General features: G+C 38.1%; 16 protein-coding genes and 1 pseudogene. 13 read left to right on the top strand and 4 right to left on the bottom strand.

Going from position 1 to position 14,027, the window contains the following annotated elements; all coding sequences use genetic code 11:
* The first annotated feature begins 12 nt into the window (after positions 1-12).
* From DX933_RS02290 to DX933_RS02255, 8 genes are all read left to right on the top strand, one after another.
* Positions 13-684, top strand: coding sequence for an amino acid ABC transporter permease (locus DX933_RS02290; protein WP_123314862.1), 672 nt, complete (start codon positions 13-15; stop codon positions 682-684).
* A gap of 26 nt (positions 685-710) precedes the next feature.
* Positions 711-1,505, top strand: a complete 795-nt coding sequence (locus DX933_RS02285; protein ID WP_123314861.1) for a transporter substrate-binding domain-containing protein — start codon at positions 711-713, stop codon at positions 1,503-1,505.
* Between the two features lie 21 nt (positions 1,506-1,526).
* The gene (locus DX933_RS02280) at positions 1,527-2,855 is read left to right on the top strand and encodes an LLM class flavin-dependent oxidoreductase (protein WP_123314860.1); all 1,329 of its coding nucleotides are present in this window, start codon (positions 1,527-1,529) and stop codon (positions 2,853-2,855) included.
* 27 nt (positions 2,856-2,882) lie between these two features.
* A complete protein-coding gene (locus DX933_RS02275) occupies positions 2,883-3,167 on the top strand; it encodes a glutaredoxin family protein (protein WP_123314859.1) in 285 nt (94 codons plus the stop codon).
* A 23-nt stretch (positions 3,168-3,190) separates the two neighbouring features.
* Positions 3,191-3,757 (top strand): NADPH-dependent FMN reductase, encoded by a 567-nt coding sequence (gene ssuE / locus DX933_RS02270; protein ID WP_123314858.1) that lies wholly within the window; start codon positions 3,191-3,193, stop codon positions 3,755-3,757.
* Between the two features lie 266 nt (positions 3,758-4,023).
* The gene (locus DX933_RS02265) at positions 4,024-4,455 is read left to right on the top strand and encodes a hypothetical protein (protein WP_123314857.1); all 432 of its coding nucleotides are present in this window, start codon (positions 4,024-4,026) and stop codon (positions 4,453-4,455) included.
* Entirely contained in the window at positions 4,452-5,807 is a 1,356-nt protein-coding gene (locus DX933_RS02260) for a tripartite tricarboxylate transporter permease (protein ID WP_123314856.1), read from the top strand. The genes DX933_RS02265 and DX933_RS02260 overlap by 4 nt, the downstream gene beginning before the upstream one ends.
* A gap of 225 nt (positions 5,808-6,032) precedes the next feature.
* Positions 6,033-6,260, top strand: coding sequence for a hypothetical protein (locus DX933_RS02255; protein WP_123314855.1), 228 nt, complete (start codon positions 6,033-6,035; stop codon positions 6,258-6,260).
* A gap of 77 nt (positions 6,261-6,337) precedes the next feature.
* Here DX933_RS02255 and qoxD read toward each other — a convergent pair whose 3' ends face one another.
* From qoxD to qoxA, 4 genes are all read right to left on the bottom strand, one after another.
* Positions 6,338-6,622: a cytochrome aa3 quinol oxidase subunit IV gene (gene qoxD, locus DX933_RS02250; protein WP_123314854.1), complete on the bottom strand. Its 285-nt coding sequence runs from the start codon at positions 6,620-6,622 to the stop codon at positions 6,338-6,340.
* A 1-nt stretch (position 6,623) separates the two neighbouring features.
* Positions 6,624-7,169: a cytochrome c oxidase subunit 3 gene (locus tag DX933_RS02245; protein WP_397315708.1), complete on the bottom strand. Its 546-nt coding sequence runs from the start codon at positions 7,167-7,169 to the stop codon at positions 6,624-6,626.
* A gap of 47 nt (positions 7,170-7,216) precedes the next feature.
* On the bottom strand, positions 7,217-9,166 hold the full coding sequence (gene qoxB / locus DX933_RS02240; protein ID WP_123314852.1) for a cytochrome aa3 quinol oxidase subunit I: 1,950 nt from the start codon (positions 9,164-9,166) through the stop codon (positions 7,217-7,219).
* Between the two features lie 80 nt (positions 9,167-9,246).
* Entirely contained in the window at positions 9,247-10,155 is a 909-nt protein-coding gene (gene qoxA / locus DX933_RS02235) for a cytochrome aa3 quinol oxidase subunit II (protein ID WP_123314851.1), read from the bottom strand.
* Positions 10,156-10,491: 336 nt separating this feature from the next.
* Between qoxA and DX933_RS02230 the strand changes: the two genes are divergently transcribed.
* The 5 genes and pseudogenes from DX933_RS02230 (at position 10,492) to DX933_RS02215 (ending at position 14,004) form a co-directional block, all read left to right on the top strand.
* Positions 10,492-11,157, top strand: coding sequence for a PspA/IM30 family protein (locus DX933_RS02230; protein ID WP_123314850.1), 666 nt, complete (start codon positions 10,492-10,494; stop codon positions 11,155-11,157).
* Positions 11,158-12,180: 1,023 nt separating this feature from the next.
* Complete coding sequence (locus DX933_RS02225; RefSeq protein WP_123314849.1) at positions 12,181-12,861, top strand: metal-dependent hydrolase; 681 nt, start codon at positions 12,181-12,183, stop codon at positions 12,859-12,861.
* 57 nt (positions 12,862-12,918) lie between these two features.
* A pseudogene (locus DX933_RS18555) lies at positions 12,919-13,203 on the top strand (prepilin peptidase); the annotation flags it as partial.
* A gap of 30 nt (positions 13,204-13,233) precedes the next feature.
* Positions 13,234-13,689, top strand: a complete 456-nt coding sequence (locus tag DX933_RS18550) for a prepilin peptidase (RefSeq protein WP_223805848.1) — start codon at positions 13,234-13,236, stop codon at positions 13,687-13,689.
* Positions 13,690-13,776: 87 nt separating this feature from the next.
* Complete coding sequence (locus DX933_RS02215) at positions 13,777-14,004, top strand: hypothetical protein (RefSeq protein ID WP_123314848.1); 228 nt, start codon at positions 13,777-13,779, stop codon at positions 14,002-14,004.
* Positions 14,005-14,027: the final 23 nt, after the last annotated feature.

The following is a 14,027-nucleotide window of genomic DNA, read 5'->3' as shown; positions in this document are numbered from 1 at the left end:
GGAGGAATTTCCTTGGATATTGATTTTCGTTACGTACTGCAAATTATCCCGGAATTACTACATTATGTGCCTATCACTTTATATTTAACAGTTGTTTCGATGGGGATTGCGATCATAATTGGCGTTATGCTATCTATCATTCTAGTAAATAAAGTACCTGTCTTACTTTCATTAGCAAAAGTATACATTTCATTTTTTAGAGGGACACCGGTGCTTGTACAACTGTTAATGATTTATTTTGGGCTTCCACAAATCTTTCCAGTATTGAATGAAGTCGGGGCAGGAGTAGCGGCAATTATTGCTTTTAGCCTAAATACCTCATCCTATTTAGCTGAAATATTTCGGGCAGGATTGGAGTCTGTGGATAAGGGTCAGGCAGAAGCAGCCACATCTGTCGGTATGAGTTATGCCCAAGCAATGAGAGGAATTGTTTTACCGCAAGCAGTTCGAAACGCACTGCCAGCAACAGGAAATATGTTTATCGGTTTAATCAAAAATTCTTCCCTAGCTTTTACGATTGGTGTTACGGAATTGTTGGCACAAGGGAAGATGATGGCATCTGCAAATTTGCGCTTTTTTGAAGCCTATCTAGCGGTGGGATTAATTTATTGGGTCATCACTTTTTTATATAGTCAACTGCAAGGATGGTATGAACAACGAATAAGTAAAGCCTATGTTACGTAGGGTTTTGAAAAATAAGGAGGAAAAAAATGAAAAAGCTGTTGTTATTTCTCATTGTATTATTGTTAGGCTTTGCTGCTGGTTGTGGTGAGAATGGAAAGGATAAAGATGTTGCTGGTGCTTCCGGGAAGAAGATTATCAGAGTAGGAGCAACACCAGATGGTTTTCCCACGTCTTATAAGGAAGACGGTGAAATGAAAGGATTTAGTGCAGATATCATTAAAGCGATTATTAAGGAAGCAGGTTATGAAATAGAATGGGTGCTAACGGATTGGAATGGCGTGTTAGCAAATTTACAATCTGGAAAAATAGATACAGCTTCCAATTTTGCTGCAACTGCTGAAAGAGGAAAGGATTATCAATTTACAGATCCTTACTACAGTTCTAAAGCGGTGATAGCTACGGCAGAAAATAACACGACGCTAAAAACAATTGAAGATACAAATGGAAAACAAATCGCTAGCATCATGGGCACAAATTTTGAAAATGTATTAAAGGAACATTATCCAGATGTAGAATACGAGCTTATAACGTATGAATCGAGTGATGTCGTCTACACGGACGTAGCATCAGGTAAAGTGGAAGGATTTGTATTTGGCAGAGAGCAGATCATGGCACAAATTAGCAAGAAAGGTCTTCCTTTACGCATTGTTGCAGAACCATTTGGCAGCCAGCCGGTGGCAATGCCATTTAAAAAAACAAAAGAAAATGATGTTTTAATCTCAGATCTCAATCAGGCAGCAAAAGCTTTGAAAAAAAACGGGAGGTTCTCAGAGATTTCTATGGAGTATTTCGGGGTGGATTTACTGGAGGATGAAGAATAATACAGAAAAGGAAGTGAAAAAATGTCAAAGAAAATGAAGCTGGGCATTCTCATTCAAGGGCCAGGCGGTCATATGAATTCCTGGAAATCAGAAGATGTGCCTGCAGATGGCAGTATTAATCTAGGCCATTATATCAATATAACCCAAAAAGCTGAACAGGCGGGACTGGATTTTGTGTTTATTGCAGATGGACTTCATATTAACGAGCAATCGATTCCCCACTTTTTAAATCGTTTTGAACCAATCACATTGTTATCAGCACTTGCAACTGTGTCCCAAAAGATAGGATTGGTCGGAACTGTATCCACCACCTATAGTGAGCCTTTTAATATTGCACGTCAATTCGCTTCATTAGATCATATATCAAATGGGCGTGCGGGCTGGAATGTCGTCACATCTCCACTTGAAGGAAGTGCGGCAAACTTTAATAAAGGGAATCATCCAGCACATGCCTTACGATATCAAATGGCGGACGAATATGTAGAGGTAGCAAAAGGATTATGGGATTCCTGGGAGGATGATGCATTTGTCCGAAATCGTGAAACAGGGGAGTTTTTTTCTGTTGATAAAATGCATCGTTTAAATCATCGGGGAGAGTTTTTTAATGTACAAGGGCCGTTAAATATTGCACGTTCCATTCAAGGCCAGCCCGTTATTTTTCAGGCAGGTGCATCTAAGACAGGAATCCGTTTTGCTGCCAAACACGGGGAAGCAATTTTCACTAATAAAACGACTTTAGCAGAGGCTCAAGAATATTACCGCTCCGTAAAGACCCAAGCTGCTAAACATGGCAGGAGCAGAGAAGAAATAGTAATATTGCCTGCATTATCTCCAATAATTGGGGCAACAGAAGAAGAAGCTCAAGCAACATATCAAGAAATAAAACATTTGATTCATATAAAGGAAGCATTACATTATTTAGGACGTTACTTTGATCATTTTGATTTTACACCATTTCCACTTGATGAACCATTTCCCGATATAGGGGAAGTTGGCAGGAACAGCTTTCAGTCGACTACGGATGAAATTAAACGGCTGGCAAGAGAGGAAGGTTTAACGCTTAGAGAAGTTGCTTTACGTGTGGCAACACCAAAAAGTGAATTTTTTGGTACGTATGAACAAGTTGCAGACAAAATGATGGAATGGATAGATAAAGAAGCGGCCGATGGATTTGTGATTAGTATGCATGTTTTAGGTCAACAATACGATGACTTCCTCCAACATGTGATACCAATCTTAATAGAAAAGGGTTATGTTGATCCAAGCTACCAAAAAGGCACATTGCGTGGTAACTTAGGGCTTTCATTTAAAGAAAATCGTTACCAGAAAAAAACAAAGCCTTCTCTTTGAATTGAACAGTTTTAAAAGAGAAATATAATGAAGCGAGGGATAAGGTTGGAAAGTAAACAGGAAATAATCGTCTGGTCAAAAGTAGGTTGCAGCTACTGTGATGAAATTAGATCATATCTAGAAGAAAAGGGCTTATCGTATCAAATCATTGATGTAACGCATCATGATGATCGAAGGGATATATTAGCAATAAAATATGGCATCCGGCATGTTCCAGTCGTTGAGATAGGTCAAAATAATGTGTATAAAGCAGTTACTGAAGTGGGCATTGAATATGTTGAAAAGGCATTAGCCGTAGTATTGAACAACTAAATAAGCTGGAAAGGGGGAAAGCAATGAAGTACATTGTGATTTTTTCGGGAAGTCCTTCCGCTTTATCAAGAACGGAACAAATGCTTTACTATTTGGGAAGAAGGGCTGAACAACAAGGATTTGCCGTAAAACACTTATCTGTTAAAGACGTGGAGGCAGAAGTATTACTTTCTGCCAACTTTAACCATGATAAAATAAAAGCAATTGCAACAGAATTAGAAGCAGCGGATGGTGTTATTATTGGATCACCAGTATATAAAGCTTCCTATTCTGGTGTGCTAAAAGCACTATTTGATCTATTGCCACCAGATATTTTAAAAGATACCTATGTCTTACCAGTCATGACAGGTGGAAGCACATCACATTTACTTGCATTGGAATATGCTTTAAAACCATTAATAGCTACTGTAAAAGGACATAATTTGAAAGGACTATACTTCCAGGATAGTGATATAGATAAAACAGCGGATAAATTGATAGTAAACGAAAACTTGCGACAGCGAACAGAGAGACAACTAGCATACTTTTTAGGAAAAATACAAGGACATCAAGATGAACCAATAAAAGTGGGACACAGGGCTAAACCCTGATTGTCCCACTTTTTTAATATTCATAATTTATTTTTATTCATGTTAGGACTAGCATTTCACCAAGCAAAATGTTTATAATCGATAATGTCCGCAATAAAGTCTAAAAATATACAATTCAACAAAGTTTCTCAATATTCAACCTTGTTGAATAATTAGCTTGAAAAAGAAGACAATGCTTATATTTCATGAAAAACCATTATTAAGTCTAACACAGAAAGGGCAATTGGGACAAACCCCAAACAGTTTGAAGGAGGTACGGATGCAACATGACAGAAGAAAAGATAGATCATGACAAAAATAGGACTTATGTGGAAGTAATAGGTGACACGGTTTATGGTAAGCATTTAATCATGACGATTACGATAAGTGTGTCTTTTAGTTTAATCGGATATTTTATTGGTAAACAAGTTTTCCCTTCAATCGCGCCAGCGGAAATGGTGAAATCCTATGCTTTATTATTAGGGATAGCGGGCAGCTTAATTGCTTTATTTATAAATACGCTGCTATTTAAGCCAAAGCGAACCTTAAATGAAGTTCCAAATACAAGTGATGAACTGGAAAATGTGTATAAACAACTTCATTTCGATATAGAGGAAGAACGGCAATCGATATTGGATGACCCAGTAATTGCGCAAGAGATGAAGGAACAGGGAATTTACAATATGTTTATGAAAGAAGAGGAGGATAAGCAAAAATGAGTGTTACCGTCATTGCGATTCTCCTGGCAGTATTGGCAGGAATCATCTTTACATTAATTGGGCTTGTCTCTGGTTCAGATGAGACTGCCATTCTCGTACCATCGACATTAATTGTTGTTTTACTTGGTGCGCCACCTGAAGCTGTTTTCGCATTTTTTATGTCGGCTATATTAGCCAAGCATTTAACCCACGCGATACCGACAGCATTAATGGGAGTACCCGGTGATACAACAGCTGCTCCAATGCTTGATCATGCTAACTTTATGAGACGAATTGGCTTGCCGCATATTGCACTTCGGAAAATGATTTCGGGCGGAATTATTGGTGCCTTTATCGCACTGCCGATTTCCCTGTTATTTGCTGTTTTCTTAAGCCAGTTTGGAGAATTTTTTCAAGAGAATGCAGGGATTATATTCACAGCTGCTGCTGTATTGATTGGTTATTTCTCAAAAGGTCGCTGGGCAAGCATTCTATTAATTGTACCATTGGCTATGGTCATTCAAGGACTTAACCTAGTAAGTACAACCATTTTAGGTAATAGTTTATCGATCAGCTTCTTTTTAGGAATTGCTATTGGACCAATGCTTACGGCTATCTTAATAGCAACATCTGATAGCGCTAGACCGATGATTGCGAGGAATAAACCGAACGAATATAAACTTGCCCCAGAGCAGAAGTCATGGTCTGGTTATTTTCCTAATCCATTTAAGGTGCTGACGAAAAAACAGACAGCATCAGTAGGTGGCACGTCGTTTATTTCTTCGTTGACCTTTGCACTCAGCCCAGTTGGAATGACATCTTTAATGGGCGAAATGGTCGGTTCCAGAGTAAAAGGCCAATATAAAAAAGCTACAACCAGTTTATCTACGATGAATGCTGTAACAGAGTCAACTTATGTAGCGGAAACGTTAATTCCTTTAATTGCTTTCGGAATTCCTCTTAGTCCAGTGGCAATCGGTCCAGCACAGGCCTTGTTTAATGCGCCACCTATTTTTACAACAGAGCCTGTCCATAATCTACATACGATGCTATCACCAGTAGATTTCCTAATTTATGGATTGATTGGATTAATTATTGCAGCGGTAATTGCATATCCGTTTTCAATGAATTATGCACGCAAAGCTACTGTCATTATATTAAAATATATCAATCAAGAAGCAATTATTGGTATGTTTATCGGCATTGTTAGCTTACTAGCATTTTATAAAGGTGGATTAGTTGGAATTGTTGTTACTTTTTCGATGGCGATGGTAGGCGGTTTGCTCAATCGTTTTCTAGGGGTTGGGGTAGGCGTGCAGTTCATGATATTTTATGGATCTGGATGGCTGATTTCCACCTTGTTAGGATTGTAAATATAAAAGAATAATATATTATTGCATATGAAGCAGGGTAGGGATGGGAACTGTAAAATGTTTTCAACTCTATCCTGCTTTCGCATCTATCACCTACAGTAGCCAAATCGTAATTGACACTAAATCCATCTGTCAATCTATTTTTTATAAGTGTCACAAATTAGAAAAAAATGTTTGACAAAAGTGTGAACGAGGTAAATAATATATGTAGGGAGGTCGTTTCAAATGAAATCACATGCAACCTTATTACAATTTATTAAATATATTTGTGGCACATTGGTACTATTGGGTATCGGTATATTTTCTTATGGGATTTACGTAAGCGATTACCAAGCATTAGTTGGTATAGGTGTAGGGGCAATTATGAGTGCTACATTTATTTGGATTATGGGGATTTTCCTTGCAGCAACGGAAGAAATGATCGGAAAAGGGAATAGAAGCATATCTTCATGAATGAAAATATGAAAAAAGCGAGTGGCCAAATGGTCACTCGCTTTTATATTAAAAGCAGCATATTTTAATTGAACATCTTACATCATATCCCAAACCATGGTAAGTAATGATCCAAATATCGTTACTAGTGCAATGAGAGCACTATAATATAAGGTGGTAAAAATGGTTCGCTTATCTTCACTCTCGCCTGCATGCATAAATAACACAAATTGCACGATTGCCTGAATAAAAGCAGTGATGAGCAATATGGTCATGCCTACTTTAAACGACATATCCATGAAGTAGACGCTTAGTGCTATAACGGTAAGCAGCAACGAGAAAATAAAGCCATTGACTTGCTTTATTGGAAATAGTTCCTTCATGTTACATCATTCCTTTCAAGTAGATAAAGCTGAAAATGAATATCCACATCACATCGAGAAAATGCCAGTACAAGGAATAAATAAAAGATTTATTGGCAGTTTCTAATGTTAAACCACGTTTTTTAATTTGCAGGAAGATGGCAATTCCCCAGAACAATCCAAAGGTAACATGCGCACCATGTGTTCCAAGTGTCGTTAACAAAATACCAGTAAAACCGCTTGTTTGCAGTGTTACGCCAATATGGTAGTAGTGAATAAACTCATAGATCTCCACACTTAAGAAGGTTGCACCAAGAACTAATGTAATAGCTAGGAACCAAAGTGTTGCTTTCGTTCGGTTCAAACGCATCGCATTAATTGCAAGTCCTATTGTAAAGCTACTTGTTAACAGTACAATGGTTTCAATTAGTACAGGTGTTATTTCGAAGATTTCTGCACCGCTTGGTCCACTACCAATCCGATTTTCATAAATAAAATAGGAGGTGAATAAGGTTGCGAATAGCATAATCTCTGCACCAAGGAAAATCCAAAAGCCTAATATATTCATTTCATTTTTATGTGTTCCATATTCGAGAGGCTTTGTTTGATCGATATTCACTTCGAATCACCTCCAAATTTTGCTTCCGTTTCTTTTATTTCTTGTTCTGAAATATAACGTCCCTGATCATTTTCAAACGAGCTGTATATCATACAAGCGAAGAACGCAACTGCCGCAATGATAACTGCTGGCCAAATGCTAAAGACAAATGAAAATCCGAAAACAAACAGAATACCGGCCATAATAATCGGAATGCCACTATTATTCGGCATGTGTATTTTACTTATTTTACCTTTAAATAGGTTGTGTTTCTTCTGTTTATGATCCCAGAACGCTTGGCTTGATTCCACTTCAGGTTCAATTGCGAAATTGTATGCTGGTACTGGATTATGTGTTGCCCATTCAAGTGACCGGCCATTCCATGGATCGTCGCCAATATTTCTAGGTGAATGCTTGAAACTATAGAACACGTTATAGGCAATTAGAATAAAGGCAATTGCAAATAGACCTGCGCCAACAAAGGCAATCATATTCATTGGGCCGAAACCAGTTGACTCGGAATATGTGTACATCCGACGAGCTTGCCCATCTAATCCAGTGAGATACATTGGGAAGAAAGCCAAGACGAAACCAATTACGTTAAACCAGAATGCCCATTTCCCAATTCTTTCATTTAATTTAAAGCCAAACATTTTTGGCCACCAATATGTGAGTCCCGCGAGCATCGCATAAACAACACCAGGAATAATCGTATTGTGGAAGTGTGCGACCAAGAACATTGTATTATGGTACTGATAGTCTGCACTTGCCATTGCAAGCATCACACCAGTAACACCACCAACTGTAAATAGTGGAATAAATGCTACGGAATAAAGCATTGGTACGGTAAACCTAATCTTTCCTTTCCACATCGTTAACAGCCAGTTAAATATTTTAATCCCGGTTGGAATGGCAATTGCCATCGTTGTAATAGAAAAAATACTGTTGGTTAATGCGCCCTGTCCCATCGTAAAGAAATGGTGTACCCATACGAAGAAGGAGAGAAGCGAAATTAATACCATCGAGCCTACCATAGATTTATATCCGTATAAATTACGCTGTGAGAAGGTTGAAATAATCTCACTATAAATTCCGAAAGCAGGCAGAATTAAGATGTAAACCTCCGGGTGTCCCCATACCCAAAATAGGTTAGCCCAGTACATATCCATTCCGCCACTCCCAGTCGTAAATAAAGCAGTACCGAATTGGCGGTCAAGTGTACCCATTAATAGTGCAACCGTCAAAACAGGGAAGGCAAAGATAATAATAACGTTTGTGATAAGAGCTGACCAAGTAAACATCGGCATCTTCATTAGCTTCATGCCAGGAGCTCTCATTTTAAAAATGGTCACAAGGAAGTTAATCCCTGTCATCAATGTACCAAGTCCAGATATTTGTAATGCCCACATATAATAGTTCACTCCGACAGTAGGGCTGAACTCATTACCTGCAAGTGGGAAATAATTCGTCCACCCAGCATCTGGTGAGCCACCAACGACAAATGAAATGTTAAATAACATCGCGCCGGCGAAGAACATCCAAAAACTAAGTGCATTTAGTCTTGGAAAAGCAACATCTCTTGCTCCAATTTGCAGTGGCACAATATAGTTCATTAAACCAATAACAAACGGCATTGCCATAAAGAAGATCATAACAACTCCGTGAGTCGTAAACACTTCATTATAATGTTGGGCGTTCAAAAACTCCATTTCCGGACTGGAAAGCTGTATACGCATCATCACTGCGTCTGCTCCCCCACGGAATAACATTAACAAAGCTGAAATTAAATACATGATCCCGATTCGTTTATGGTCTGTAGTAGTCAACCATTCATTCCATAAATAACCCCATTTTTTAAAATAGGTTAGACCAGCAACAATAGCGATGGAAACAACAACGATTGCAACCATGGATGCATATATCATTGGATCTGGATGGGGAAGGGCGAATCTCTCAAAAAATTCCATGTTTTATTACTCCTTTCGAGTAGCTTACGTGCAAAATAAAAGTAAGTGGTCTTGTCTTTATCTATTAATAAATATCGATTTTACTTAGATGATTTGTCTTTATTATTTTGTTCGTGTTCACTATGGTTTTTATCACTAGAATCGCCATGCTGATGGCCAGCATGTTCTCCTTCAGGTGCAGGCGAGAAATCTAAATGTGTACCTGTGAACGATAATTGACCAAGGTGTCCTGGTTGTAACAATTCATTAAATTTTTCTTCAGTGATAGGATCTTCTGTTTTTTTAATATCTTCTACCCATTTATCAAAGTCTTCCTGTGACAATGCGGTAGCATTAAATGTGTTCTCTGCAAAACCTTCACCACTAAAGTTTGCGTTTCTACCCATAAATTCTCCAGGAGCATCAGCTGCTAAATTAATTTTCGTAACCATATCTCCCATTGCGTATTTTTGACCTGCAAGTTGTGGAATCCAAAAACTAGTTATCGGTCCATAAGAATACAGTTTAAATTGTATGGAACGATTTGCAGGGAAAAATACATAGTTAACTGTTTCAATGTCCTGCTCCGGATAACTGAAATGCCATTTCCAGTTTGATGAGGAGGCATAAATGACAAGTGGCTCTTCGTCTTCATAACCTGCTGGTGTAGATTCAACTTGATAGGACGATATAACGGATACAACCGAGAGGAAAATGACGATTAATATAGGTATACCGATAATTGTACCTTCGACTACAGGATGACCTTCGATATGAGGTGGCTCATAATCCGCCGGCTGTTTGGATGCGCGATACTTGGAAAGAATAATAACAAGCAGCACGAGGACAGTAATCACAATAAATGACATAGAAATGATGGATATCCAGATAACATTAGAAGTTGTTTCTGCCTGTGGTCCTTTTGGATCCAAAACAAGTAAAGGCTCACAACCTGTTAGCACTGTGAAAATAGTGAAAACTAATGTTAAAAAGGCCCATTTTGCTTTCATGTAAATTCCCCTTTCTGTTTTAAATATCTGTATTTGGGTTAAAAAACTACAAAGTGGTTCAAATATCTTTCTATATTAATACCTGAAAAACAGAAATGCACATGTTTGAGAAACACTTCACAAAACGTTCAATAGTTTATGTAGATTTCGTGTATGAAGTTGCAATTTTATATTCGTTTATGAAAAATGGCTATTTTGGAGAATGGAGATTGGACTCTTGTTTACAGGCGAAAATAAAAAAAGTATTTTTCAGTCCATATGAAACCTTAGGGGAAGGACATTCGTACTACAGTAGAATAGAAAATAAATAAAAGCAGTTATAAGGAGGCTAAACAGATGTTTCAACTTTTTAAACGAGTAAAAACAATAGTCAGCTCCGAATTAAATGCCATGTTGGATAAGGCAGAAGATCCAGTTCATATGCTGGAACAATTTATGCGTAATATGGGAGAAGATATCCGGGATGCAGAAGCAGCTGTCGCAAAACAGATTGCTAGTGAAAAGATGTTGAAGCGAAAAGCGGATGATGCACAGGCAATGGTTGATAAAAGACAAAGCCAGGCAGAAAAAGCAATTGATGCCGGCAATGATGATTTAGCCAGACGTGCATTACAGGAAAAGAAGGATTATGAAAAACAAGCATTGATGTTAAAGGAGTCATGGGAGGAAGCAACCAAGGATTCTGAAACATTAAAGAATAAGCTATCTGAAATGAAAAAGGAATACCAGCAAATGCAGCTGAAAAAAGATTCCCTAAAAGCTCGTGCTGAAACAGCTAAAACACGCACTAAAATTAACCGTGCGATGTCTTCCATTGGTAGTGATGATTCGAAACAAGGCTTTGAGCGAATGGAAGAAAAAGTGCTTCGTTTTGAAGCAGAGGCAGATACAAGTGAAGAATTATCAGAGGCAAGTCGTTCCCTAGATGATGAAATTGCTAAATTAGATACGGATGTCGATGATGAAATTGTTGCATTAAAGAAAAAAATGGGTAAAGAATAAACCATGCAAATAGGGCATTCCTATGCTGCGCTTCCACCACTTTCTATCATGTAGTTGGAGCGCTGGTGTAGGATGTCTTTTTTAAATTTATAATGAACATATAATCCGCAAATCGCTTGTTTCAAGGATGATAGAAAACCTGGAAATTTGCATGAAAAAACCAGGTTATCCTGAAAGCTGAAATGGAGTAAGTTAGAGCATATTAATAAAATACACTGACGTGAAAAAGCATGTTCATTTCTCACAGATTAACTGGCTGTAAGATCCCCACATCAAGAATTTTTGTTGAAAAGGAGAATTGTAAGTGGGGTATCAACAGCCAGTAAAGGCCTGATTGGTTCAACTAACAATCAGTGGGAGAAGTGCGAAAAACCCCACTGATTGAAGTTTCACTTTATCACAGATTAACTGGCTGTAAGATCCCCACATCAAGAATTTTTGTTGAAAAGGAGAATTGTAAGTGGGGTATCAACAGCCAGTAAAGGCCTGATTGGTTCAACTAACAATCAGTGGGAGAAGTGCGAAAAACCCCACTGATTGAAGTTTCACTTTATCACAGATTAACTGGCTGTAAGATCCCCACATCAAGAATTTTTGTTGAAAAGGAGAATTGTAAGTGGGGTATCAACAGCCAGTAAAGACCTGATTGGTTCAACTAACAATCGGTGGGGGAAGAGCGAAAAACTCCCACAGATTGAAGTTTCACTTTATCACAGATTAACTGGCTGTAAGATCCCCACATCAAGAGTTTTTCTTGATAAATAGAATTGTAAGTGGGGTATCAACAGCCAGTAAAGGCCTGATTGGTTCAACTAACAATCAGTGGGGGAAGAGCGAAACCGCCCCACAGATTGAAGTTTCACTTTATACTTCCTTATGTTATAGCATTTCATTTTAAAAAAGAGGAATATAATCGTTCGTGTCGAACATTGTAATATGCACTTTTTTAGATGGAGGAATAAAGTGCTCCCAACTGACTCATCAATTGGTTGGATAATCAACAAATGAAAGGAATGAAGATTCTTGAAGGTTTCTTACCATGGACATTCTGTTGTAGCAATTGAAACAAATCAAATGAATCTGCTCATTGATCCGTTCTTATCAGGAAATGAAGCATGTGACTTGGACCCGGCGTCTGTCAAAGCGGATGTTATTTTATTAACGCATGGTCATAATGATCACGTTGGGGATACGGTGGAAATTGCGAAACGTAATCATTCGCTTGTGATTGCATTAAATGAGCTAGCCGTTTATTTAGGTCAACAAGGTTTAAAGACGCACGGAATGAATATCGGCGGAGCATATACTTTTGATTTTGGTACGGTTAAATTTACACAAGCATTTCATAGTTCATCATATGAAGAACCAGATGGAACTTTTGTATACACAGGGATGCCTGGAGGAATTTTGCTGACAATAGAGGGAAAAACGATTTATCATGTTGGTGATACAGGACTATTTTCTGACTTGAAATTAATTGGCGAACAAAATGATATTGATTTGGCATTTGTTCCAATTGGTGACAACTTCACAATGGGACCAGAAGATGCATTAATCGCTGCAGATTGGATTGGTGCAAAAATGGTTGTTCCTGTCCATTACAATACATTCCCAGTTATTAAACAGGATCCGGAAGCCTTTGCCAGTCGGGTGAAGACAGGTGAAGGAAAAGTGATGAAAATAGGTGATACGTTAGAATTATAACGATTGGTTGATGTATTGAACGACACCCGGTTGCAGTTTCCGGGTGTCGGTTATGATATGTTGATTGGAGCTGATGCGATGGATTGGTATTTCTTGTATAGTTTTATTTATGGATTATTATTTGGTTCTTTTTTTCTTGTTGTTGGTTTCCGTTTACCCCTGAGAAAACCCTTCCTTTGGGAACGATCTGCCTGTTGCCACTGTCACACCCCTTTGAAATTCTATGAGTTACTCCCAGTTCTTTCCTATATTATACAACGGGGAAGAAGCCGTTGCTGTAAAACCCACATCTCTGTACTATATCCATTCATGGAATTACTTACAGGTTCATTATATGCCTTTTGTTATATCAACATTGGAATCAAATGGGAATTGTTAGGTGCATTATTGCTCGTTTCGTTGTTAATGATTGTGCTTGTATCAGACCTGAAATTTATGGTTATCCCCAATCAACTGCTTCTATTTTTTTTACCATTTATAATACTGGTTGATAACATTATACTTAAAAAGCCATTTATGGACTCTTTCATTGGTGCTGCTGCAGGCTTTGGAGTAGTAGGCATGATGATTTTGATTAGTAATGGTGGAATGGGAGCGGGAGATATGAAGTTATTTGGCTTACTTGGATGGATGCTCGGGATGAAGCTCGTTCTTATGACCTTGTTTTTGGCATGTACCTTTGGTGCTGTAATTGGTGGGCTGCTATTATTAACAAGGAGGATAGATCGTCGTCAACCAGTTCCATTCGTACCTTATATCGCAATTGCCACAATCATCTCCTATTTTTACGGAAATCCATTATACATGTGGTATGCCTCCTTTTATTGATGCATGTAAGGATTTTCATTCCAGCTTTGTGTTGGGTTCTACAATTCCTATTTATTCATATAATTTTTAAGAAGGAGGTTGATTTTTATGCGGCATTATGCGGTATTACGCTTGTTATTGGCAGGATTTTTTCTTTATTTTGCTTGGCCATTCATTCCTTATGCAGCTACAGGAATTGAAAAAATATTTTGGGGCTGCTGGATTGGTTTATTCCTGCTCGTCGTCGGTGGAAATTTGGCAACGCTTTTACAAATGACGAACCCGCCAGTTATGGAACAGGAATATGAAAAGGAAAGAGAATCATATAATCTTTGAGTTCGTGATAAATCAACTGTATA

This window comes from Ornithinibacillus gellani (assembly GCF_003730295.1).
Lineage (GTDB): Bacteria > Bacillota > Bacilli > Bacillales > Amphibacillaceae > Ornithinibacillus_A > Ornithinibacillus_A gellani.
Note: the sequence above shows the minus strand (reverse complement) of the source record. Positions and strands in the feature narration are given on the sequence as shown.